The sequence below is a fragment of the Streptomyces sp. NPDC102406 genome (assembly GCF_044765725.1).
GTDB lineage: Bacteria > Actinomycetota > Actinomycetes > Streptomycetales > Streptomycetaceae > Streptomyces.
Genome location: NZ_JBIWKP010000002.1, coordinates 415122 through 435231, shown reverse-complemented (window position 1 = coordinate 435231; position 20110 = coordinate 415122). Strand labels below are relative to the sequence as shown.

Below are 20110 nucleotides of genomic sequence, written 5' to 3'. Positions count from 1 at the left end.
GGTTCTCCGTGTGCGCCGCGCACCGCCCGCGCGTAGCGTGATCAGAGCCGCACCGTTTGTCCCCGAGGGCGACGGGCAGGCGCATTCGAGTGCTTGAGACCACAGGTCCGCGACCGCAGGCGCGGCCGCGAGGAGCCGGGTCACCCGCATGCGGGTCCGCTCCCCGCGCCCCGGGCCCGGCCGCGTCGAGGAACGAGTTCTCCATGGCCACGCACCGTCCGTACGACGACGCCCCCGACACCGAGCAGATGTTCGTGCGCCTGGCCGCGACGCCGGCCGGACGCGAGCGCGAGATCCTGTTCGAGGAGTTGGTGAAGGCCTGGCTGCCGATGGCCAACCGGCTGGCCAGGCGCTTCCGCGACAAGGGCGAGCACCTGCAGGACCTGGAGCAGGTCGCGGCCATCGGCCTGATGAAGGCCATCGAGCGGTACGACGTCCGGCGCGGCGCCTTCCAGGCCTACGCGGTCCCCACGATCACCGGTGAACTACGCCGCCACTTCCGCGACCACACCTGGGACGTGCGGGTGCCCCGGCGCGTCCAGGACCTGCGCAACAAGGTCCGCGTCGCCCGCCGTGACCTGATGAACCGGCCCGGCCACGACGGCGAGCCGAGCGTCGACGAGCTCGCCGCGCACACCGGCCTGACCCCCGGCGAGGTGCGCGACGGCATGGAGGCCTTGCAGAGCTACAGCGCGCTGTCCCTGGACGCCGGGGCGGACGCGGCGGAAGACGGCCACAGCCTGGCCGACACCCTCGGCGCGGCCGAGGCGGGCTACGACCTCGTCGCCGACCGGGAAGCCGCCAAGGCGGGCCTGCGAAAGCTCTCCGAACGCGAACGCACCATCCTCTACCTCCGCTTCTTCGAGGACATGCCCCAGGCCCGCATCGCCGAGGTGGTCGGCATCTCGCAGATGCACGTCTCCCGCCTCATCCACCGCAGTTGCGCCACCGTCCGCGCGCACGCGGCCCGGCCCTCCCGGCACCACCGGACCGCGCGACCGACGGCAGAGGGGAGTCACGCGTGAGCGAGAAGGACGGGCTGCGGACCTACCGCGCGAAGCGGCACTTCGACCGGACGAGCGAGCCGAGCGGCGAGCACGAGACGCGGGAGAAGCGGGAGAAGAGCGCGGCGGACTCCTCCGACGAGCCGGCGTTCGTGGTGCAGATCCACGACGCCAGCTCGCTGCACTTCGACTTCCGCCTGGAGGTCGACGGCGTGCTCAAGTCCTGGTCGATCCCGAAGGGCCCCTCCACCGACCCGCACGACAAGCGGCTCGCCATCCCGACCGAGGACCACCCCATGGCCTACCGGGACTTCGAGGGGGTGATCCCGCACGGCGAGTACGGCGGCGGGACCGTCATCGTCTGGGACCAGGGCACCTACCGCCCGACCAGCCACGACAAGCGGGGCCGCCCGGTGCCTTTCGCACAGGCGCTGGAGAACGGCCACGTCACCTTCGAGATGCACGGCGAGAAGCTGCGGGGCGGGTACGCGCTCACGCGGTTCCACGGCCGCGAGGAGCGCGACGGCGGCCCGCCGAAGAAGCCGACCTGGCTGCTGGTCCGCACCCAGGGCCCCGGCGCCGGGCACGGCGGCGGCACCCCCGACCCGCGCCGGGCCCGCTCCGCCCGCACCGGCCGTACCCTGCGCCAGGTCGCCGAGGCACCCGACGCGCCGACCTGGCAGCCGAAGGACGGTGAGCACGCATGACCGGCCTGCTCGACACCCTGCCGCCCGGACTGGACAGCCGCACGCGCGCCGCGGCACCGGGCGTGGAACTCGCGGCCTCCCCGATGCTCGCGACGCTCAGCGCCCGCCGTGACTTCCCCACGGGCTGGGTCTTCGAACGGAAGCTGGACGGCATCCGGGTCCTCGCCGTACGCGAGCGGGGCGAGGTGACACTCCGCTCCCGCTCGGGCCGGCGCCTCGACGCCACGTACCCGGAGATCATCGAGGCGCTCGCCGCACAGGACTGCGCGGACTTCACCGTCGACGGCGAGATCGTCGCCTACAGCCAGGGACGCACGGACTTCTCCCTGCTCCAGCAACGCATGGGACTCACCAGGCGCGCCGACGTCGAGGCGAGCAAGGTCACCGTCACCTACTACGTGTTCGACCTGCTGCGACTCGACGGCGTCGACGTGCGCCGCCTGCCCCTGCGCCACCGCAAGTCCCTGCTGCGCCGCGCGCTCGCCTTCCAGGCGCCGCTGCGCTTCAGCACCCACCGCAACGACGGCGGCCCCGACCTGCTCGCCGACGCGTGCCGGCGCGGCTGGGAAGGGCTCATCGCCAAACGCGCGGACAGCACCTACCAGGCCCGCCGCTCCGACGACTGGCTCAAGCTCAAGTGCAGCCGCGGTCAGGAGTTCGTGGTGGGCGGCTTCACCGAACCCGCGGGCAGCCGCGAGGGCCTCGGCGCCCTCCTCATCGGCTACCACGAGGACGGGGAGCTGCGGTACGCGGGCAAGGTCGGCACCGGGTTCGACCGGCGCACCCTGCTCGCCCTGCGGCGCCGGCTCGACGCGCTCCAGGTGGCCGCGTCGCCGTTCACCGGCCGCATCGCGCAGCGGGGCGTCCACTGGGTACGTCCCCAGCTCGTCGTGCAGATCGACTTCGCGGAGTGGACGCGCGACGGCATGCTGCGTCACCCCCGCTACCAAGGACTGCGCGACGACAAGAATCCGGCCGACGTCGTGAGGGAGCGCGCCACGCCATGACCGATCCGAAGAACGTCCTGAGGGAACTGCTCCGCGAGCACGGACTGACCTACGCCGAGGAGGCGGGCATCCACCTCAAGGACACCCCGCAGCCGCTCTACCGGACGCTGGTCCTCGCGAGCCTGCTCAGCGCCCGGATCCGGGCCTCGGTCGCGGTGGCGACGGCCCGGGCGCTGCACGACGCGGGGCTGCGCGATCCCCGCCGCATGGCCGACGCCACCTGGCAGCAGCGCGTCGACGCGCTGGGACAGGGTGGCTACCGCCGCTACGACGAGCGCACCGCCACCCAGCTCGGCGACGGCGCCCGACTGGTGCTCGACGAGTGGGGCGGAGACCTGCGCACGGTACGCGAGCAGGCCGACGGCGACGTGGGCGCCCTGAGCGAGCGGCTGCGCCGGGTACCGGGGCTCGGCCCGACCGGGGTCGACATCTTCCTGCGCGAGGTGCAGGACATCTGGCCCGAGTACGCGCCGTACCTGGACGCCAAGACGATGCAGGGCGCCGAACGCCTCGGACTGCCCAAGGACGCCGCCGCGCTGACCCGCCTCGCGGGCGACGCCCCGCGCGCGCGGGTGGCGGCGGCACTGGTGCGGGCCGCCCTGGACAAGGACGTGGCGCGGGACTGCCTGACACGGGCGGGGGCCGCCTGAGGACCGGATCCCGCGGCCCGTGACCGAGGTCACCCGCCCGCAGGGTCCGATCATGGAATGTGCGTCATCCGCCACGCTGCTGCATGCTTGTGGGCTTGCCCCTTCACAAGGTGGCGCCGGGCAACGGGGCTCGGGTTCCCTGTCCACAGACCGCTGTACTTCGAAAGGTCTCCTGCACCATGCCGCTGGCCCTCCTGGCCCTGGCTGTTGTCGCGTTCGGCATCGGCACCACCGAGTTCGCCACGATGGGGCTGCTGCCCCAGATCGCCGACGGGGTCGACGTCTCCGTGCCGCACGCCGGCAACCTCGTCTCGGCGTACGCCCTCGGGGTCGTCGTCGGCGCGCCCGTGCTGACCGGCATCGGCGCGCGCGTCCCGCACAAGCGGCTGCTGCTGCTCCTGTCCGGACTCTTCGTGGTCGGCAACGTGGCGTCCGCGCTCGCCCCCTCCTTCGGCCTGCTCTTCGCCGCCCGATTCCTCGCGGGGCTGCCGCACGGAGCACTGTTCGGCGTGGGTGCCGTCGTGGCGTCGCGCCTGGTCGCCCCCGAGCGGGCGGCGCGCGCCGTGTCGAAGATGTTCCTCGGGCTGACCGTCGCGAACATCGTCGGCGTACCGGCCGGCACCGCCCTCGGGCAGCACCTCGGCTGGCGCGCCGCCTACTAGGGGGTCGCCGTCATCGGCGTCGTCGCCCTCGCCGCGCTGGCCCTCTTCGTCCCGCACCAGCCCCGCGGCAAGCAGTCGGGCATCCGCCACGAGCTGCGCGCGATGGGCAACAAGCAGGTCGTGATCGGCCTGGCCACCGCCGTCGTCGGCTTCGGCGGGTTCTTCGCCGTCTACAGCTACCTGGTGCCCATGCTCACCCATGTGACCGGCATCTCCGACACCTCGACCACCCTGGTCCTCGCGCTGTACGGCGTCGGCATGACCCTCGGCACGCTGATCGCGGGCCCGCTCACGGACCGGGCGCTCAGGCCCACCCTGTACGCGGGTCTCGCCCTGCTCGTCGTGGCGCTGGTGACGTTCTACTTCACCGTCCACAGCACGGTGCCCGCGCTCGTCACCATCACCTTCATCGGCGCGATGGGCTCCCTCATCACCACGCCCGTGCAGATGCTGCTCATGGCCAAGGCGGAGAAGGCCCCCACGATGGCGGCGGCCTCCAACCACTCGGCCTTCAACCTCGCCAACGCGGGCGGCGCCTGGCTCGGCGGCCTGGCCATCTCGGCGGGCTGGGGCTGGGCCTCGCCCAACCTGGTCGGCGCGGCGCTCGCCGTGGCCGGCCTCGGCCTCGCCCTCGTCGGCGGGTTCATGGACCGCGGCACCCGCCGCTCCGAGGTGGTCACCTCCTCCCGCCCCGACCTCCCGCACCAGGCCGACCGGGTCAGCTCGACCTCCTGAGCGGGCCCGCGCGAGGGCCGCACGAAGGGGCCGTACGTCCCGCCGCGATCACGGCGGGACGTACGGCCCCTTCGTTCACTGCCCGGATCCCCTGCCGGGGCTCACCTCTGGACGACGTACGAGAACAGTCCGACGACCGCGCCGACACCGCCCGCGCACCACGCCAGACAGCGCGCCCTGAGCCTGAGATAGCGCTCCTCGTACTCACCGCGCAGCTCACGCGCGCGGTCCGCGAGCTGCGCCAGCGCGGCTCTGTGGAACGCCAGCCGCTCCTCGGTGAAGACGCGCTCGACCTCCTCCCGCTGCGCCGTGGTGAGCCAGGGGAGGCGCCGGGTGAAGGCCTCGGCCTGCGTCCGCGTCTCGGCGACCTTCGACGTCCACAGCAGATAGCCCTCCATCTGCCTGAGGCCGGACTCGACGTCCTGCTCGGTGCTCATTCGGAGTTGGTCTCGTTGCGGTAGGTGTTCTGGCTCTGGTCGAGGGCGGCGACGCCGGGGTGGTGCAGGTCGAACGCGGGCGACTCGGAGCGGATCCGCGGCAGCGTGACGAAGTTGTGGCGCGGCGGCGGGCAGGACGTGGCCCACTCCAGCGACCGGCCGTAGCCCCACGGGTCGTCGACCAGGACCGGACGCCCGTACTTGGCCGTCTTCCAGACGTTGTAGAGGAACGGCAGCAGGGAGAGGCCGAGCAGGAAGGACGAGATCGAGGAGATGGTGTTCAGCGCGGTGAAGCCGTCGACCGCGAGATAGTCCGCGTACCGCCGCGGCATGCCCTCGGCACCGAGCCAGTGCTGCACCAGGAACGTCCCGTGGAAGCCGCAGAACAACGTCCAGAACGTGATCTTGCCGAGCCGTTCGTCGAGCATCTTCCCGGTGAACTTCGGCCACCAGAAGTGGAACCCGGAGAACATCGCGAACACCACGGTCCCGAAGACGACGTAGTGGAAGTGCGCCACCACGAAGTACGAGTCCGACACATGGAAGTCCAGCGGCGGGGCCGCGAGGATCACTCCGGTCAGACCGCCGAAGAGGAAGGTCACGAGGAAGCCGGTCGCCCACAGCATCGGCGTCTCGAAGGACAGCGACCCCTTCCACATGGTGCCGATCCAGTTGAAGAACTTCACTCCCGTCGGCACCGCGATCAGGAACGTCATGAAGGAGAAGAACGGCAGCAGCGCGCCCCCGGTGACGTACATGTGGTGCGCCCAGACCGTCACCGACAGACCCGCGATGGCGATGGTGGCGCCCACCAGCCCCGAGTAGCCGAAGATCGGCTTGCGGCTGAAGACCGGGATGACCTCGGAGACGATGCCGAAGAACGGCAGCGCGATGATGTACACCTCCGGATGGCCGAAGAACCAGAAGAGGTGCTGCCACAGCAGCGGCCCCCCGTTCGCCGCGTCGAAGACGTGCGCCCCGAACTTCCGGTCGGCCTCCAGGGCGAACAGCGCCGCCGCCAGCACCGGGAAGGCGAGCAGCACGAGCACGCCGGTCAGCAGCACGTTCCAGGTGAAGATCGGCATGCGGAACATGGTCATGCCCGGGGCGCGCATGCAGACGATGGTGGTGAGGAAGTTGACCGAGCCGAGGATCGTGCCGAAGCCCTGGAACGCCAGGCCCATGACCCACATGTCGCCGCCGACGCCGGGGGAGTGCACCGCGTCGGACAGCGGGTTGTAGGCGAACCAGCCGAAGTCCGCGGCCCCCTGCGGCGTCAGGAACCCGGCCACCGCGATCAGCGAGCCGAACAGGTACATCCAGTAGGCGAGCATGTTCAGCCGCGGGAACGCGACGTCGGGGGCGCCGATCTGGAGCGGCATGATCCAGTTCGCGAAACCGACGAAGAGCGGAGTGGCGAACATCAGCAACATGACAGTGCCATGCATGGTGAACGCCTGGTTGAACTGCTCGTTCGAGAGGAACTGCGTGCCGGGGCGGGCCAGCTCCGCGCGCATGAAGAGCGCCATCACGCCACCGACCAGGAAGAACAGGAACGATGTCGTCAGGTACATCGTCCCGATCGTCTTGTGATCGGTGGTGCTGAGCCACTTCACCACGATGGCGCCGGGCCGCCGCGCGTGAGCGCTTTCCGCGTCGGGTGTGTCGGGCGCCGCCTCAGCGCTGTCCAAGGACGTCATCAGGTGGGGCTCTCTTCGTCGGTGCTGTCGAGGGACGCGACCACGAGTAGTCCACCGCCGCCGGAAAACCGGTCCTACGCGCCCGCGCGCGTGCGTGGTTCCCCCGGATGCAGCAACCGCACCCCGTCGGCAGGCGCTCCGGCGCCCCTCCTCCCACCCGTGCGGAGGTCAGGCGGCGACGGCCACCGCGAGACCCGCCAGAATCAGGGCGCAGGCCATCCCGATCATCGCGTAGCGGAACGATCCTCCCGGTCGCGGAAACGGCTCCGCCTCATCGAGGCAGCAGCCGCACAGCCCGGGGTGAGTGATGTCGTGTGTCTCCATGGCATGCGCAACGACCTGTGCGCGGGCAGCGCCACGCCCCGGTCAACCCCCGTCCGCCACAACCATGCATCCGGATCGAATCCGGCCCGCGAAGGTTTGGCGGCCCGGTCACGAATGTACCCGGGTGGGCAGGCGCTTACCGTCGCGTCGACGGACCATGGGGGAGAGTACGCGTGGGCCGAGCAGACGGGAGTGCCACAAGTGGGTGCGGGGCGCGAGCACGGCCGTTCTGAGGAGTACGCCGCCGAGGTGCGCCAGGTCGAGGCGCTCAACCGACTGGAGGGCCCGACCGGCGACGGCCTCGGCAAGGTGCCGGACCGGGTACGCCATCGCGGAGCCGACCTGCTCGTGACGGGTCACGCGCTGGCCCGCACGGAATCGCTCGGCGAAGCACTCGCCCTCATCTCCCGGCTCGCCGACCCCGCCCTGCCGCTCTGCGGCCAGGCGGTCTTCCGGGCGGACCGTGAGTTCCTGCACTGCGTGGGCCACTTCGGATTCCGCGGTTGCGACGAGGACACCCTGCGGATGCCGCTGGACGCCGACTACCCCGGCGCGCAGGTGGCCAGGACCGGGCGCCCCGTCTTCCTGGCCTCCCCGCAGGAGTACCGGGCCCGCTACCCCTCCACCTGGCAACTCGCCGACCGCGAGGGGCACCGGGCCTGGGCCTTCCTGCCCCTGACCACCTATGGCCAGCTCACCAGCGTATGGATGACCGCCTTCGACGCGCCGTTGGCGATGACCGACAGCGTGCGCGCCCTGCTCGTGACCATCGCCCGCCTGCTCGGCCGGAGCATCGAACACACCTACACCGGCCAGGCGGACCGCGCCCTCTCCCAGAGCCTGCGCAGCAGCATGGGCGGGGCCGGCCCCGCCGTCGACGGGCTCACCACCGCCGCCCGGTACCTGCCCACCGGCGGCGGACTCATGGTCGGCGGCGACTGGTTCGACTGCCTGCCCCTGCCCAACGGCCGCCTCGGCCTGGTCATCGGCGACGTCCAGGGCCACGACATGCACGCCGCCGGACTGATGTCCCAACTGCGCACCGCCATCCACGCCTACGCGGCCGAGGGGCACGGCCCGGACGCCGTCCTGGTCCGCGCCTCCCACTTCCTCTCGGCACTGGCCGCGGACCGCTTCGCCACCTGCATCTACATCGAGGCCGACCCCGCCACCGGCATCCTGCGCATCGCCCGCGCCGGCCACCCGCACCCCGTGCTGCGCCTGCCGGACGGAACCTGCCTGCTCAAGCACCTCAGCGGCGGCCTGCCCCTCGGCCTCGACCTCGCGGAGGACAACTATCCGGTCAACGTCCTCACCCTGCGCGAGAACGAGATCCTGATGCTCTGCACCGACGGCCTGATCGAGACCGGCGGCCACGACATGTACTCCGGCTGGCTCCGCGTACGCAACGCGCTCTCGCCGGGCGCCCCCGAGGACCTCGACGCGATGGCGGACCGGCTCCTCAACGCGGTCGTGGCCCCCGAGACCGCGCGCGATCCGGACCAGCCCGTCTCCCTGACCGAGGACGACATCGCCCTGCTCCTGCTGCGCCGCGACCCCTCCACCAACCCCGCGGCCCCGCCAGGACGCCACCTGCACCTCACCCTCGAACAGGACCAGGCGGAGGCCCTCAGCGAGGCGCGAACCGAGTTCCAGGGCCTGCTGCACGACTGGGCCCGCCCTGAGCAGGTCGACACAGCGGTCCTGCTCACCTCGGAGCTCCTCGGCAACGTCCTGGTCCACACCGAGCACGCCGCCGTCCTGCACGCCGACGTCAGCGGCGTAACCGGCCGTCGTCGGCTCCGCGTCGAGGTCACCGACCGCAGCGACGACGTCCCGCACCGGCGCGCTCCCGGTGAGCTCTCCTCGTCCGGACGGGGCCTGGTCCTCCTCGACCTGCTGGCGCACCAGTGGAACGTCCGCCCCGAACCGGAGGGCAAGACGGTCTGGTTCGCGCTCGACGAGGACGGCCCGGAAGAGCCCTGACGCGGCACGAAGAAGGGGCCCGGCTGCTGCCGGGCCCCTTCGTTTCGTAGCGGGGACAGGATTTGAACCTGCGACCTCTGGGTTATGAGCCCAGCGAGCTACCGAGCTGCTCCACCCCGCGTCGGTGACTCCACTGTACACGGGAGCGAACGCCCCGGTGGACGCCGCCGGAGGGCAGGCTCCTCGACGAGCGGGTCAGGACCGGCTCTTGAGGGCCATCGTGACCTGTTTGGTCGCGGTCGGGAACAGTTGGGGCGTGGGACCGGCGCCCAGAGAGGCCGTGATGACGACGTCCCGATGAGCGGCGGCGACCGGTCCGGCGTTGCGGGCCGTCTCGACGACGGCCTTGTGCAGGGCGTTGTCACACACCGGGGTGATCGAGGCGGAGTAGATGCCGCCCTTGGCGGTGTCGGCGAGAGCGACGTCCAGGGTGTCGGTGCCCATGAGCGACTCGCAGCGGTAGCGCACGGCCACCTCGACATGGTCGTTCTCGGCGGTCGCCGAGAGCACGTCGAGACGGTCGTCCGCCGCGGCGGACGCGGTGGCCAGCGCCGCGGCCGTCGTGGACAGGGCGAGGACGACCGCGGTGTGGACGAGACGTCTGCGCATACGGGACATGGATCCTCCGGGCTGGTGCGAGCGAACTCCGGACCGGTCGGTCTCGGCGGTTCGAGTCTCTGTCGCCTCCCGAGAGCGTGCAAAAGGTCCTGGTATCTGGTGGAAGATGCCTTGCCCGCCGTGCGGGCGAATTCCGGTGTACGCACCGAAGGTGTCACTACGGCTGTCTGTGCAGCTCAGAGGGGTGGAGGGGCCTGATCGAATCACCCGTCCGTCACGGATCGTGACGCCAGCGGATGCGGAGGGTTGCCCGAGGCGGCAATGTCGATCGCGGCGGGAAGACGGCCCGTTCCGCCGAGCCCCGGTAATGGTGCCGGGGTTTGCCCTGGGCCCGCGAACCCTGAAAGGACCGCATCAGATGCGCAAGATTGCCAAGTACGTCGCTGTCGGTGCCCTCGTCACCCCCCTTGTCATCGGCAGCGCCGGCTTCGCGTCGGCCCACGACGGCCCCGGCTACGTCAACGGCCCCGGCTACGGCAAGGCCCAGAACTCCGCGAGCGCCAACGGTGGTCAGACGGCCGCCACGTTCAGCGGCTTCACCCCGGACGGCAAGGCGTACTTCCTGACCACGATCAAGAAGGCCGGTCCCAAGGGCGCCGGTGGCAACACGGTCGGCTCGCACTCCTGACGCGGTCCACTGTGCGGCCCGGCCGCTGAGCCGAGCCGATCCGTGTGCCCCGAAGTCGACGACTTCGGGGCACACGCCTGTCCGGGGCCCGGGCGGTCGGAACGTCAGGAATGGGAGTGGGTCGTGGTCCAGCGGAGACTGTCGGGCCCGCCCACCGTCAGGACGTACTGCTCGAAGTACGCGCCGCCCGCGGAGTCGAAGCCGGACGAGGTGTCGCTGTAGACGATGCGGCCGCCGGTGAAGTCGACCGTCTCCTGGTCCCAGGTCGGGCCCGCGGAGACGGCCGGGGCCGACGCCGTGGGCGCCGGCCCCTCGGTCGTGGTGGATCGGTCCGCCGCGGCGGCGATCCCTGACGAAGCCAGGCAGAGCCCGGCGGCCAGGGCGAGAGTCAGAACGGTCGGACGAAGCGGATGACGTGACAGCGACGGAATCGACATGGCACGACCCTGCCCGCCGCCCGCCCGCCGCGACGGCGACGCACCGGACCGGTACCGGCCCCGCCACCCGTAGGTGTCATCTCCTGGCTGCGGCCGGACTAATGGGCGGCGGTCGGCGGGGGAGTGGCGGACGGCGGCGCCGCGAGCGGGGCGGCTGCCGCGGGCGGCGCGGGGTTCTGATCGGCACCGGCGACGCTGGTGGTGGCCGTCCCGGGGGCGAACAGGGCGTTGCCCGCGAAGGTGGCGGTCGCCGAGGTCGTCCGGTGCGCCGCCACCTCGAACGTGCAACTGAACCGGCCCTCACGCGTGGTGGTGGTGTTGCACTTCTGCGAGGAGGTCGGGTCCTCGCCGCTGATCCGCACCGAGACGGCCAGCCGCGACAGCGGGAAGAGCATCGTCTCCCCCTCCACGAGCCGTCCCTCCACCCGCACCGTGGCGCCGGTGGGTCCCGCGGAGGTCTCCTGCGCGCTCAGCTCGGTGACGACGGTGGCCGTGCGCGTGCCGATCGTGCTCGCGGCGGAGGCGGAGGCGGGGGGCCGGGGCTCGGCTCCGGCGGTCGAGGCGGCCACGCCGATGGCCAGTGGCGTGACCGCCATGAGCAGTAGTCGTCCGCGGATACGCATCACACAGCACTCCCGTAGGAAGAGGAAAGACGAATGATCTTCTTTGAGGTTTATGCCACTCGGGGCACGACGGATAACAGGGCGGTCGTGCCCCACGGGCGATGCGGCCCCTCCGCGGCTCCGGATGGGCCAACCCAGGCGCGGGCCCGGCGGGCCCGCCCTCCCGCCAGGCAGCCGGTACGCCCGAACAGTGCTTCGAAACAATCAATATCTGCGACCGCCGGATGAGAGTTTGGCGCGGCCTGCGGTGAGGATTTTTATCGCCTCAAGCAGGGCGGCATTTTCTGCCGGATGTCGCCCCTCGATGCGTGCTACTGTCGATCTCAGTTGCAGTTGTGGTTCCCGAACTTCAGGTGCCCCTGGCCGGCTCGCCGGACAGGAGCACTCTTGTATTTCCGGTCATTTCCGGGCGGGGTAATCATCGCGGCGACACGGAATCCGCACAGGGCGGACTCCGATGTACTGCCCCTAAGGAGAAATGACATGGCTACAGGCACCGTGAAGTGGTTCAACGCCGAAAAGGGTTTCGGTTTCATCGAGCAGGACGGTGGCGGCGCTGACGTGTTCGCCCACTACTCGAACATCTCTGCCCAGGGCTTCCGCGAGCTCCTCGAGGGCCAGAAGGTGTCCTTCGACATCGCGCAGGGCCAGAAGGGCCCGACGGCCGAGAACATCATTCCGGCCTGACGCTGACGCGCACTTTGTAGCTGGGGCCCGCATCCTTCGGGGTGCGGGCCCCAGCCGCATGCACTTTCCCCGCAGTGGTTCCACCTGCGGGACGGCTGGATCCAGAGGATTTCACCGGGGTCTCATCTGCCGGGTCCTCATCCCCGCTTCAGGCGCCCACCGCGCGCCGTCCATCACGTCACCGCGCCGCAGAAATCACCCCTCGGCCGGTTTCGCTTTCGCGTTCCATTCGGTCCATGTCCTGTGCTTCTCCGCGCCGCTGTTCGCCGGAGAAATTCCATGATGTGCACCGCATTGAGGAAGGTTCCGCATGAACCGCACACGCACGAACGACCGTTTCGCACGCACCCGTAATGGTGGCGCCGGCAGCGAAAGGGGCGGCAGCCGCTTCGGCGCGCCCGCCCCGCGCCGCTCCGAGCGGCCGAACCGTTCCGCCGGCTACGGCCGTCGGCCCGCGGCCGGCCCCCAGGGCGAGTTCGCTCTCCCCAAGACGATCACCCCGGCACTGCCCGCCGTGGAGGACTTCGGCGCCCTCGACATGCCCGCCCCGCTCCTCGCCGAACTCGGCAGGCAGGGCGTGGCCGTCCCCTTCCCGATCCAGGGGGCGACGCTGCCGAACTCCCTCGCGGGCCGGGATGTCCTGGGCCGTGGGCGCACCGGTTCCGGCAAGACTCTCGCCTTCGGCCTCGCCCTGCTCGCCCGTACCGCCGGGCAGCGCGCGGAGCCCCGCCAGCCGCTGGGGCTGATCCTGGTCCCCACCCGCGAGCTCGCGCAGCAGGTGACGGACGCGCTCACCCCGTACGCCCGCTCCGTGCGGCTGCGGCTGGCCACGGTCGTGGGCGGGATGTCCATCGGCCGCCAGGTCGCCGCGCTGCGCGGCGGTGCCGAGGTCGTCGTGGCGACCCCGGGCCGGCTCAAGGACCTCATCGACCGGGGCGACTGCCGGTTGAACCAGGTGGGCATCACCGTCCTCGACGAGGCCGACCAGATGGCCGACATGGGCTTCATGCCCCAGGTCACCGCGCTCCTGGACCAGGTACGCCCTGAGGGGCAGCGGATGCTCTTCTCGGCGACGCTGGACCGTAACGTCGATCTGCTGGTGCGCCGCTACCTGAGCGACCCGGTCGTCCATTCCGTCGACCCCTCGGCCGGTGCCGTCTCGACGATGGAGCACCACGTCCTGCACATCCAGGCCGCCGACAAGCAGACGGCCACGACCGAGATCGCGGCGCGCGACGGCCGCGTGATCATGTTCCTGGACACCAAGCACGCCGTCGACCGGCTCACCCGCGACCTTCTCAACAGCGGGGTGCGGGCCGCCGCGCTGCACGGCGGGAAGTCGCAGCCGCAGCGCACGCGCACCCTCGCGCAGTTCAAGACGGGGCACGTCACCGTGCTTGTCGCCACGAACGTCGCCGCGCGCGGCATCCACGTCGACAACCTCGATCTCGTCGTCAACGTGGACCCGCCGACCGACCACAAGGACTACCTGCACCGGGGTGGCCGCACCGCCCGCGCGGGCGAGTCCGGCAGCGTCGTCACGCTGGTCACCCCGAACCAGCGCCGCAGCATGACCCGCCTCATGTCGGACGCCGGGATCCGCCCGCAGGTCACGCAGGTCCACTCCGGCGAGGAGGAACTGCACCGCATCACGGGCGCCCAGGCCCCGTCGGGTGTCCCGGTCGTCATCACCACGCCGGTGGCCGAGCGCCCCAAGCGCGGCGCCTCGCGCGGCCGTCGCCGCCCCGCCTCGGCGGCGCGCCGCTCCTCGGTGCGACAGTCCTCCGTCGACGCGGCGGCGTAGCACCGCGCACAACTGGTCCCATTTTCTCTTCGCTGGAGGCACCTTTGACGTTGGTTCAGGTAGATACTCGTTCGGCGAGCGGCGATCCCGAGCGTCGGGCGGCGACGGACGCCGGGCTGCGGGTATGGGCGGACATGACGGTCGAAGTGGCCCTGTCCGTCATGGCGGGCGCCCGTGTCGGGCACCTGCTCGTCTGCGACGACGACGGCCGGCGCACCGGCCTGGTCACGCGGGCGAGGCTCGCCGTCGTCCGGGACAGCTCCGGCTACACGGACGAGACGCGCCTGCGTGACGTCCCGCTCGCCCTCGCCGGCTGAACCAACTCGATCCTCTGCCCTGCCCAGCCTCTCACTCCCCTAATGAGGTCTCATGCGCTGCGTCATCGCTCGCTTCCCGTTCGACCTGACCAAGGACGCGGTCCTCGACACGATGAAGGGCGTCAAGCCCGAGCCGGTCACGGGTGAGTCCGTGATCATCGGGCGGCGCCACTACCCCGTCAAGCAGGTCGGCCAGCTCGTCACGGGCCAGGACCGCCGTGACTTCAGCGTGGGCGAGGTCGTCCGCGCCATGACCCAGCTCGGGTTCACCTGCCGCGCCGCCGCGCCGGTCGAGGTGGTCGCACCCCCGGCCGCCGCCACCGCCTCCTACCAGCGGGCCTCCGCGATGCTGGGATCCTCCGTCTCCCTCTGAGCGACGTTCGCTCGCACGGGAGCGCTTGACGGACAGTCAGGGCCCGACCGGTTCTCCGGTCGGGCCCTGACTGCTGTCCGGTGGCGTCCTCACGCCCCGTGGGACGGCTTCAGTGGTCGGAGTAGCTGAAGTCGCCCACGGTCCACGCGTTGACGTCCGAGATCGCGACCCGGTACATCCCGCCCGTCTCGGGGATCCCCATGGTGCCCTGAAGGATGCGGGCGACATGGAAGTGCAGATGGGTGGGCGGCTCGGCCGTCTCGCGGAGCGCGGACGCGTCCTGGGCCTCCAGGGCGGTGAAGGCGACCGAGAACGGCCTGAGCTGGTCCGAGTCCTTCAGGACCTCCGACACCCGCTGGCGCCAGACCGCTTCGGGCGCCAGCCGGCCGGTGATGACAGTGCCGCCGGTGACCACGGTGAGAGACATCTGTGTGCTCTGTTCGGACTCGACGGTGGCAGCGAGCACGGTGAGCAGTTCGTCAGGCTTCGACATGGCCGCAGATTCTATTCGGCTTCCGGGGCGGCGGCCTCCTGTGGTCCCCGGCAGGCCCAAATCTGTCCTGGCCGAGTTAGACATTCCTCGCCCAGGTGGCTAGTGTTTCTCTCGTAGACGAGGTCGATGAGGACAGAACAGGAGGAAGCAGGCGCCATCAGGATCGCCTGGCCCGACAGGAAGTGGGCCGGGTACCGCAGACCCCCGGTAGGAAGGTGGTCCTCGGTCAGGCAACCGCGATCCCCGCGCAGCGCCCCCGTCGTGGGAGCGTCGGCGGAAACAGAAGGCCGGCGGCGTAAGAGGGCCGGCAGATGGTGTTGAATTTCCTTCGGGGCCCTGGTGCCGTACGGCACCAGGGCCCCTCGACGCGTGTTACCTATCGAGGTGGAATGACAGCAGATACTCCGCTCAGCGGCCGGCTGGACGATGACGACTATCCCGCGTACACCATGGGGCGGGCTGCCGAGATGATCGGCGCGACCCCCGGCTTCCTGCGGGCGCTCGGCGACGCCCGCCTGATCACGCCACTGCGCTCGGAGGGCGGGCACCGCCGCTACTCCCGCTACCAGTTGCGTATCGCCGCCCGCGCCCGCGAACTCGTCGACCAGGGGACCCCGATCGAGGCGGCCTGCCGCATCGTGATCCTGGAGGACCAGCTCGAAGAGGCCCAGCGGCTCAACGAGCAGTACCGCCGGGCCGCGACCGAGCCTCCCGGCGACACCGGCTGACGCCACCGGCGACGGCGGCACGGCCCGCCCGCGCGCATGCCCCGGCCCACACACACTCCGAGGGCGGCCCCTGTGCGGGGCCGCCCTCGAGGCTTGCGTGGTACGGCACTGCGTCCGTCACCGGTGCTCGGCGATGCCGGCGCACCGGCGCTCGCCGGACTAGTGCTTGCCGATGTCCTTGGTCTTCTCCTTGGCCTGGCGGGCGTCGCCCTTCATCTGCTCGGCGTGGCCCTCGGCGGTGAGCCGTTCGTTGCCCACGGCGCGTCCGGCGGCCTTCTTGGCGGCTCCGGTGGCCTGCTCGGTCTTCGCCTTGGCCTTCTCGTTGGCGGTCATGTCCGCTCACGCTCCCTTGGCATCGACATCACGTTCTGTGGTCCGCCTGGCCGCTCTCGCGCTCGGTAAACATGCATGGCGGAAGCGGCAGCGGGCACTTCACGACGCGACGTGACCACGTGCCCGGCGAGATCATGAAGGAAACGCGCTTTTTGTGTGTTTGTAGGGGCAAGATAAGAGCACACGATGGCCAGGAGGTAATGACAATGGTTCCCCTGCTTCTGGTTCTGCTTCTGGCTCTGATCCTCTTCGGCGCGGGATTCGCGCTGAAGGCCCTGTGGTGGATCGCGATTATCGTCCTGGTGGTGTGGCTGCTCGGCTTCGTGATCCGGCCCGCCGCGAGCGGTCGTAAGGGCCGCTGGTACCGATGGTGAGGCGCATCGCCTGACCTGGAACGAGGGGTGCCCCGGCCTGCGACAGGCCGGGGCACTCCTCGTTCGTGCGGCGGTGCTCATGCCGTGCCGCGCCGGACGAGGCGGTGCGGCACGATCAGCTCCTGCGGGGGGACGGCGTTGCCCGGGCTGTATATGCGGTCCGCCAGGCACTGGAGGGACCGTTCGGCGATCTGCCGCTTGTCCGGCGCGACGGTGGTCAGGGGAGGATGGCTGTAGCGGCCGTCCTCGATGTCGTCGAAGCCGACGATCGCGATGTCCTCGGGGACGCGCAGGCCCCGTTCGTGCGTCACGTGCAGGGCGCCCAGGGCGAGTTCGTCGCTGAAGGCGAAGACGGCGTCGGGGGCGGCGGAGCCGTCGAGGAGTTCGGTCATCGCGCGGGCGCCGTCCGCGCGATGCAGCGCGGCCACCGGGCGCTGGGCGCCGGGGAGCGCCGGAAGTCCGGCCCGGTCGAGCGCGCGGCGGTAGCCCTCGGCGCGCAGCCGGGCGGTGCCGTTGTGCAGCTGGGGCTGGAGGCCGATGGCGGCGATGCGGCGCCGCCCGAGACCGATCAGATGGCCGGTGGCCTCGTCGGCGGCGGTGACGTTGTCGACGGCGACGCGGTCGGCCGCTCCGTGCGGACTGCGCTCGCCGAGCAGGACGAGGGGCACGGCCGGTGCCGTGGCGGCCAGTTCGGCCGGGTCCAGGGCCCAGGGGCTGATGATCAGGCCGTCGACCACGCGCCCGCCACCCTGGGCGAGGAGTCGGCGTTCGGCGTCGGCGTCGCCCCGGGTCTGGTCGATGATGACGGTCCAGGAGCGGCGCTGCGCCTCGTCCACGAGCAGTCCGGCGAGTTCACCGAAGTACGGCGAGTGCAGTTCGGGGATGGCGAGCCCGATGATGCCGGTGCGGCCCGCGCGCAGGCTGCGGGCGGCGAGGTTGGGCCGGTAGCCGAGTGCGTCGATCGCCTCCTGGACGCGCTGCCGGGTCTCGGGCGCCACCGAGGCGGATCCGCTGACGACGTTGGACACGGTGCGCACGGAGACGCCTGCCCGGGCGGCCACATCTTTCAGACGACTGCTCACCGCGCCATCCTTTCACGCGGTCCTGTCCGCGAAGCCCTTCACGAAAGAGGTGCGCCGCAGGGTATTGCAACGTTGCATTCAACGATGCAATCTATGGGCGGAAGCTCTGCTTGCAAGGAGGCAAGGATGACTGTGTCCGCATACCCCGGTGTCCACCCCGCCGACCTGGACGTCGACGTGACGCAGGAGGTGACGCACCTCTACACGGACGGCATCACCGCGCGGAAGGGGGCCTTCACCAAGGAGTGGGCCGACCGGCTGCGCGAGGACATCGAGGTCGCGTTCGAGGAGGCCCGCTCCCGTCCGGACGGTGCCGTGGGCCGCGGCCCCCACCGCTACTACGTGGAGATCCACCCCGAGCAACTGCGCGGATTCGTCGACCTCGTGGACCACCCCTGGGTCCGCTCCGTGGCCACCGCCGTCCTCGGCCCCGACTACCGCATCGTCGAACTCGGCTTCGACGTACCGCTCGAAGGTGCCGTGCACCAGCCGTGGCACCGTGACTTCCCGATCCCCGAGGAGACACGCGCCGACCGCCGCCTCACCTCACTCGCCTTCAACGTCACCGCGGTCGACACGGCCGAGGACATGGGCCCCTTCGAGATCGCGCCCGGCACCCAGTGGGACGACGAACCCGACTTCGAGCACGGGATGTTCCCGCCCCGCGAGCGCTACGGCCGCTACGAGGAGCGCGCGGTCCGCAAGTACCCGCAGCGCGGCGACATCTCGGCCCGCACCGCCCTGACCATCCACCGCGGCACGAAGAACGAGTCGGCCAAGGCGCGCCCCGTCCTCGTGCTCGGCCTCGACGGGCCCGAGGCGAACAACGCCGACCGCCACGACACCGCGGTCACCCGGCGGTTCTGGGAGTCGCTGCCGGAGCGGGTGCGTCGCCATCTGGACTGCCCGGTCGTCGACGAGCTGACGCCCCTCACGCAGAAGCACACCATCGAGGGCCTGGTCATGGGCGATGTCTGAGGCGGCCACGGTGACCGGCCGCCCGCCGGCGCCGCCCGCACCCTCGGGGCGCCCGCCGCTGCTGGTCTACGCCGTCGCCGCAGTCTCGGCGCTCGGCGGACTGCTGTTCGGCTACGACACCGGCATCATCTCCGGCGCCCTGCTCCACCTGCGCGACGACCTAGACCTGTCCTCCCGCGAGCAGGAGATCGTCGTCAGCGTCATCCTGCTCGGCGCGATGGCCGGCGCCCTCGTCTCGGGACGTACCGCAGTGCGGCACGGCCGGCGCAAGGTCGTGGCGGCGGTCGCGGTGATCTTCGCCGCCGGTGCGGTGGCCGCCGCCGTCGCGCCCGACGTGACGACCCTGGTCGCCGCCCGCTTCGTGCTCGGCCTCGCGGTGGGCGGCGCCTCCAACATGGTGCCCGTCTACATCGCGGAGCTGGCACCCGCGGCGGTGCGCGGCCGGCTCATGGTCCTCTTCCAGCTCATGGTCGCCATCGGACAGCTCATCGCCTACCTGTGCGGCTGGGCCCTGTCCGGCAGCGGCGGCTGGCGCGTCATGTTCGCCCTCGCCGTCATCCCCGCCGTGGCCCTGGCCGTCGGCATGATGTTCCTGCCGGAGAGTCCGCGCTGGCTCATCGAGCAACACCGCGCGGACGACGCGGTGCGCACGCTGCGCCGACTCAGGCCCGCCGGGGCCGACGTGGCGGCGGAGGTCGCCGAGATCACCGCGGTGACGGCCGACGCCCCCGCCCCAGGCGGCAGTTGGGGACAGCTCCGACAACGGTGGCTGCGCCCCGCCCTGGTGATCGCCGTGGGCATCGCCGCCTTCTCGCAACTCACCGGGATCAACGCCATCGTCTACTACGCGCCGACGATCCTCGACGACGCGGGCTTCGGCGACTCGGTGGCGCTGCTCACCGGCATCGGCATCGGCGCGATGCTGGTCGTCGCGGGCGTGGTGGGCGCGATCGCGGTCGACAAGGCGGGACGGCGCCGCACGATGCTGTGGTTCCTGCCCGGCTCCGCGCTCGCCATGGGGGTGCTCGCGCTCGCCTTCGCGACCTCCACGGACTCCGCCGCGCAGCGCTGGACCGTGATCGTGTCGCTGTTCGCGTACATCCTGTTCAACGGTGTGGGGATGCAGGCCGTCGTCTGGCTGATCGGCCCCGAGGTGCTGCCGCTCGGCGTGCGCGGCCCTGCCACCAGTCTGGCCACGGTCTCCGTGTGGGGCTTCGACCTGCTGATCGCCATGACCGCCCTCACGGCGATCAATGCCATCGGCCGCTCGGGCACCTTCCTGTTCTACGCGCTGATGAACGTCGCCTGCATCGTCTTCGTCGTCCTCAAGGTCCCGGAGACCAAGGGCAGGAGCCTGGAGACCATCGAGCAGGCGCTGCACAGCCCGCTGCCCTTCCGCGAGGCGCTGGAGAAGCGGTGAGGT

22 protein-coding genes, 1 tRNA gene and 1 pseudogene are annotated in these 20110 nt (G+C 71.1%); 15 read left to right on the top strand and 9 right to left on the bottom strand.

The features are described from left to right. Positions 1-203 precede the first annotated feature (203 nt). From ACIRF8_RS10555 to ACIRF8_RS10535, 5 genes and pseudogenes are all read left to right on the top strand, one after another. Positions 204-1025, top strand: coding sequence for a SigB/SigF/SigG family RNA polymerase sigma factor (locus ACIRF8_RS10555; RefSeq protein ID WP_404213087.1), 822 nt, complete (start codon positions 204-206; stop codon positions 1023-1025). Next, positions 1022-1711, top strand: a complete 690-nt coding sequence (locus ACIRF8_RS10550; RefSeq protein ID WP_404213085.1) for a DNA polymerase ligase N-terminal domain-containing protein — start codon at positions 1022-1024, stop codon at positions 1709-1711. The genes ACIRF8_RS10555 and ACIRF8_RS10550 overlap by 4 nt, the downstream gene beginning before the upstream one ends. Then, the gene (ligD, locus tag ACIRF8_RS10545; protein ID WP_404213083.1) at positions 1708-2718 is read left to right on the top strand and encodes a non-homologous end-joining DNA ligase; all 1011 of its coding nucleotides are present in this window, start codon (positions 1708-1710) and stop codon (positions 2716-2718) included. Before ACIRF8_RS10550 ends, ligD begins: the two co-directional genes overlap by 4 nt. After that, positions 2715-3368, top strand: coding sequence for an endonuclease (locus tag ACIRF8_RS10540; RefSeq protein WP_404213081.1), 654 nt, complete (start codon positions 2715-2717; stop codon positions 3366-3368). The genes ligD and ACIRF8_RS10540 overlap by 4 nt, the downstream gene beginning before the upstream one ends. Positions 3369-3547: 179 nt before the next feature. Then, positions 3548-4765 (top strand): annotated as a pseudogene (locus ACIRF8_RS10535) (MFS transporter). Positions 4766-4866: 101 nt separating this feature from the next. On the opposite strand, the gene ACIRF8_RS10530 reads toward ACIRF8_RS10535, so the two are convergent. Both ACIRF8_RS10530 and ctaD read right to left on the bottom strand, forming a co-directional pair. Beyond that, the gene (locus ACIRF8_RS10530; RefSeq protein ID WP_404213079.1) at positions 4867-5202 is read right to left on the bottom strand and encodes a hypothetical protein; all 336 of its coding nucleotides are present in this window, start codon (positions 5200-5202) and stop codon (positions 4867-4869) included. Next, complete coding sequence (ctaD, locus tag ACIRF8_RS10525; protein WP_404213077.1) at positions 5199-6902, bottom strand: cytochrome c oxidase subunit I; 1704 nt, start codon at positions 6900-6902, stop codon at positions 5199-5201. The genes ACIRF8_RS10530 and ctaD overlap by 4 nt, the downstream gene beginning before the upstream one ends. Before the next feature lie 525 nt (positions 6903-7427). On the opposite strand from ctaD, the gene ACIRF8_RS10520 reads away from it, so the two are divergent. Beyond that, positions 7428-9212, top strand: coding sequence for a SpoIIE family protein phosphatase (locus ACIRF8_RS10520; protein ID WP_404213075.1), 1785 nt, complete (start codon positions 7428-7430; stop codon positions 9210-9212). A gap of 47 nt (positions 9213-9259) precedes the next feature. Here ACIRF8_RS10520 and ACIRF8_RS10515 read toward each other — a convergent pair. Both ACIRF8_RS10515 and ACIRF8_RS10510 read right to left on the bottom strand, forming a co-directional pair. Continuing rightward, positions 9260-9333 (bottom strand) — tRNA-Met (locus ACIRF8_RS10515). A gap of 74 nt (positions 9334-9407) precedes the next feature. Further along, positions 9408-9821, bottom strand: a complete 414-nt coding sequence (locus ACIRF8_RS10510) for a hypothetical protein (protein WP_404213073.1) — start codon at positions 9819-9821, stop codon at positions 9408-9410. A gap of 367 nt (positions 9822-10188) precedes the next feature. On the opposite strand from ACIRF8_RS10510, the gene ACIRF8_RS10505 reads away from it, so the two are divergent. Continuing rightward, on the top strand, positions 10189-10458 hold the full coding sequence (locus ACIRF8_RS10505; protein ID WP_404213071.1) for a hypothetical protein: 270 nt from the start codon (positions 10189-10191) through the stop codon (positions 10456-10458). Positions 10459-10562: 104 nt separating this feature from the next. On the opposite strand, the gene ACIRF8_RS10500 is transcribed toward ACIRF8_RS10505, so the two are convergent. Further along, the gene (locus tag ACIRF8_RS10500) at positions 10563-10895 is read right to left on the bottom strand and encodes a hypothetical protein (RefSeq protein WP_404213069.1); all 333 of its coding nucleotides are present in this window, start codon (positions 10893-10895) and stop codon (positions 10563-10565) included. 98 nt (positions 10896-10993) lie between these two features. Then, positions 10994-11491 (bottom strand): hypothetical protein, encoded by a 498-nt coding sequence (locus ACIRF8_RS10495; protein ID WP_404213067.1) that lies wholly within the window; start codon positions 11489-11491, stop codon positions 10994-10996. Positions 11492-12001: 510 nt separating this feature from the next. Between ACIRF8_RS10495 and ACIRF8_RS10490 the strand changes: the two genes are divergently transcribed. The 4 genes from ACIRF8_RS10490 to ACIRF8_RS10475 all read left to right on the top strand — a co-directional run bounded on the left by ACIRF8_RS10490 (position 12002) and on the right by ACIRF8_RS10475 (position 14699). Beyond that, positions 12002-12205: a cold-shock protein gene (locus ACIRF8_RS10490; RefSeq protein WP_404213065.1), complete on the top strand. Its 204-nt coding sequence runs from the start codon at positions 12002-12004 to the stop codon at positions 12203-12205. Positions 12206-12515: 310 nt separating this feature from the next. Further along, positions 12516-14009, top strand: coding sequence for a DEAD/DEAH box helicase (locus ACIRF8_RS10485; RefSeq protein ID WP_404213063.1), 1494 nt, complete (start codon positions 12516-12518; stop codon positions 14007-14009). A 134-nt stretch (positions 14010-14143) separates the two neighbouring features. Continuing rightward, positions 14144-14326: a CBS domain-containing protein gene (locus tag ACIRF8_RS10480; protein ID WP_404213061.1), complete on the top strand. Its 183-nt coding sequence runs from the start codon at positions 14144-14146 to the stop codon at positions 14324-14326. 52 nt (positions 14327-14378) lie between these two features. Then, entirely contained in the window at positions 14379-14699 is a 321-nt protein-coding gene (locus ACIRF8_RS10475) for an SCO5918 family protein (protein WP_404213059.1), read from the top strand. A gap of 109 nt (positions 14700-14808) precedes the next feature. Here ACIRF8_RS10475 and ACIRF8_RS10470 read toward each other — a convergent pair whose 3' ends face one another. After that, positions 14809-15192: a hypothetical protein gene (locus ACIRF8_RS10470; protein WP_404213057.1), complete on the bottom strand. Its 384-nt coding sequence runs from the start codon at positions 15190-15192 to the stop codon at positions 14809-14811. A 389-nt stretch (positions 15193-15581) separates the two neighbouring features. On the opposite strand from ACIRF8_RS10470, the gene ACIRF8_RS10465 reads away from it, so the two are divergent. Continuing rightward, positions 15582-15920, top strand: a complete 339-nt coding sequence (locus ACIRF8_RS10465) for a MerR family transcriptional regulator (RefSeq protein WP_404213055.1) — start codon at positions 15582-15584, stop codon at positions 15918-15920. A 159-nt stretch (positions 15921-16079) separates the two neighbouring features. On the opposite strand, the gene ACIRF8_RS10460 is transcribed toward ACIRF8_RS10465, so the two are convergent. Further along, a complete protein-coding gene (locus ACIRF8_RS10460; RefSeq protein WP_404213053.1) occupies positions 16080-16253 on the bottom strand; it encodes a CsbD family protein in 174 nt (57 codons plus the stop codon). A gap of 206 nt (positions 16254-16459) precedes the next feature. Here ACIRF8_RS10460 and ACIRF8_RS10455 point away from each other — a divergent pair, with 206 nt between their 5' ends. Continuing rightward, positions 16460-16627 (top strand): hydrophobic protein, encoded by a 168-nt coding sequence (locus ACIRF8_RS10455; RefSeq protein WP_324766961.1) that lies wholly within the window; start codon positions 16460-16462, stop codon positions 16625-16627. A gap of 77 nt (positions 16628-16704) precedes the next feature. Here the strand turns inward: ACIRF8_RS10455 and ACIRF8_RS10450 are convergent, their stop codons facing one another. Beyond that, on the bottom strand, positions 16705-17709 hold the full coding sequence (locus ACIRF8_RS10450) for a LacI family DNA-binding transcriptional regulator (protein ID WP_404213051.1): 1005 nt from the start codon (positions 17707-17709) through the stop codon (positions 16705-16707). A 126-nt stretch (positions 17710-17835) separates the two neighbouring features. Between ACIRF8_RS10450 and ACIRF8_RS10445 the strand changes: the two genes are divergently transcribed. Continuing rightward, a complete protein-coding gene (locus ACIRF8_RS10445; protein WP_404213049.1) occupies positions 17836-18687 on the top strand; it encodes a phytanoyl-CoA dioxygenase family protein in 852 nt (283 codons plus the stop codon). Continuing rightward, positions 18680-20107: a sugar porter family MFS transporter gene (locus ACIRF8_RS10440; RefSeq protein WP_404213048.1), complete on the top strand. Its 1428-nt coding sequence runs from the start codon at positions 18680-18682 to the stop codon at positions 20105-20107. Before ACIRF8_RS10445 ends, ACIRF8_RS10440 begins: the two co-directional genes overlap by 8 nt. The last annotated feature ends 3 nt before the right edge of the window (positions 20108-20110 follow it).

Coding starts and splice junctions, on each gene's coding strand:
- ACIRF8_RS10555 (WP_404213087.1), top strand. CDS start 204: ATGGCCACGCACCGTCCGTACGACGACGCCCCCGACACCGAGCAGATG.
- ligD (WP_404213083.1), top strand. CDS start 1,708: ATGACCGGCCTGCTCGACACCCTGCCGCCCGGACTGGACAGCCGCACG.
- ACIRF8_RS10540 (WP_404213081.1), top strand. CDS start 2,715: ATGACCGATCCGAAGAACGTCCTGAGGGAACTGCTCCGCGAGCACGGA.
- ACIRF8_RS10530 (WP_404213079.1), bottom strand. CDS start 5,202: ATGAGCACCGAGCAGGACGTCGAGTCCGGCCTCAGGCAGATGGAGGGC.
- ctaD (WP_404213077.1), bottom strand. CDS start 6,902: ATGACGTCCTTGGACAGCGCTGAGGCGGCGCCCGACACACCCGACGCG.
- ACIRF8_RS10510 (WP_404213073.1), bottom strand. CDS start 9,821: ATGCGCAGACGTCTCGTCCACACCGCGGTCGTCCTCGCCCTGTCCACG.
- ACIRF8_RS10505 (WP_404213071.1), top strand. CDS start 10,189: ATGCGCAAGATTGCCAAGTACGTCGCTGTCGGTGCCCTCGTCACCCCC.
- ACIRF8_RS10500 (WP_404213069.1), bottom strand. CDS start 10,895: ATGTCGATTCCGTCGCTGTCACGTCATCCGCTTCGTCCGACCGTTCTG.
- ACIRF8_RS10495 (WP_404213067.1), bottom strand. CDS start 11,491: ATGGCGGTCACGCCACTGGCCATCGGCGTGGCCGCCTCGACCGCCGGA.
- ACIRF8_RS10490 (WP_404213065.1), top strand. CDS start 12,002: ATGGCTACAGGCACCGTGAAGTGGTTCAACGCCGAAAAGGGTTTCGGT.
- ACIRF8_RS10485 (WP_404213063.1), top strand. CDS start 12,516: ATGAACCGCACACGCACGAACGACCGTTTCGCACGCACCCGTAATGGT.
- ACIRF8_RS10480 (WP_404213061.1), top strand. CDS start 14,144: ATGACGGTCGAAGTGGCCCTGTCCGTCATGGCGGGCGCCCGTGTCGGG.
- ACIRF8_RS10475 (WP_404213059.1), top strand. CDS start 14,379: ATGCGCTGCGTCATCGCTCGCTTCCCGTTCGACCTGACCAAGGACGCG.
- ACIRF8_RS10470 (WP_404213057.1), bottom strand. CDS start 15,192: ATGTCGAAGCCTGACGAACTGCTCACCGTGCTCGCTGCCACCGTCGAG.
- ACIRF8_RS10465 (WP_404213055.1), top strand. CDS start 15,582: ATGACAGCAGATACTCCGCTCAGCGGCCGGCTGGACGATGACGACTAT.
- ACIRF8_RS10460 (WP_404213053.1), bottom strand. CDS start 16,253: ATGACCGCCAACGAGAAGGCCAAGGCGAAGACCGAGCAGGCCACCGGA.
- ACIRF8_RS10455 (WP_324766961.1), top strand. CDS start 16,460: ATGGTTCCCCTGCTTCTGGTTCTGCTTCTGGCTCTGATCCTCTTCGGC.
- ACIRF8_RS10445 (WP_404213049.1), top strand. CDS start 17,836: ATGACTGTGTCCGCATACCCCGGTGTCCACCCCGCCGACCTGGACGTC.
- ACIRF8_RS10440 (WP_404213048.1), top strand. CDS start 18,680: ATGTCTGAGGCGGCCACGGTGACCGGCCGCCCGCCGGCGCCGCCCGCA.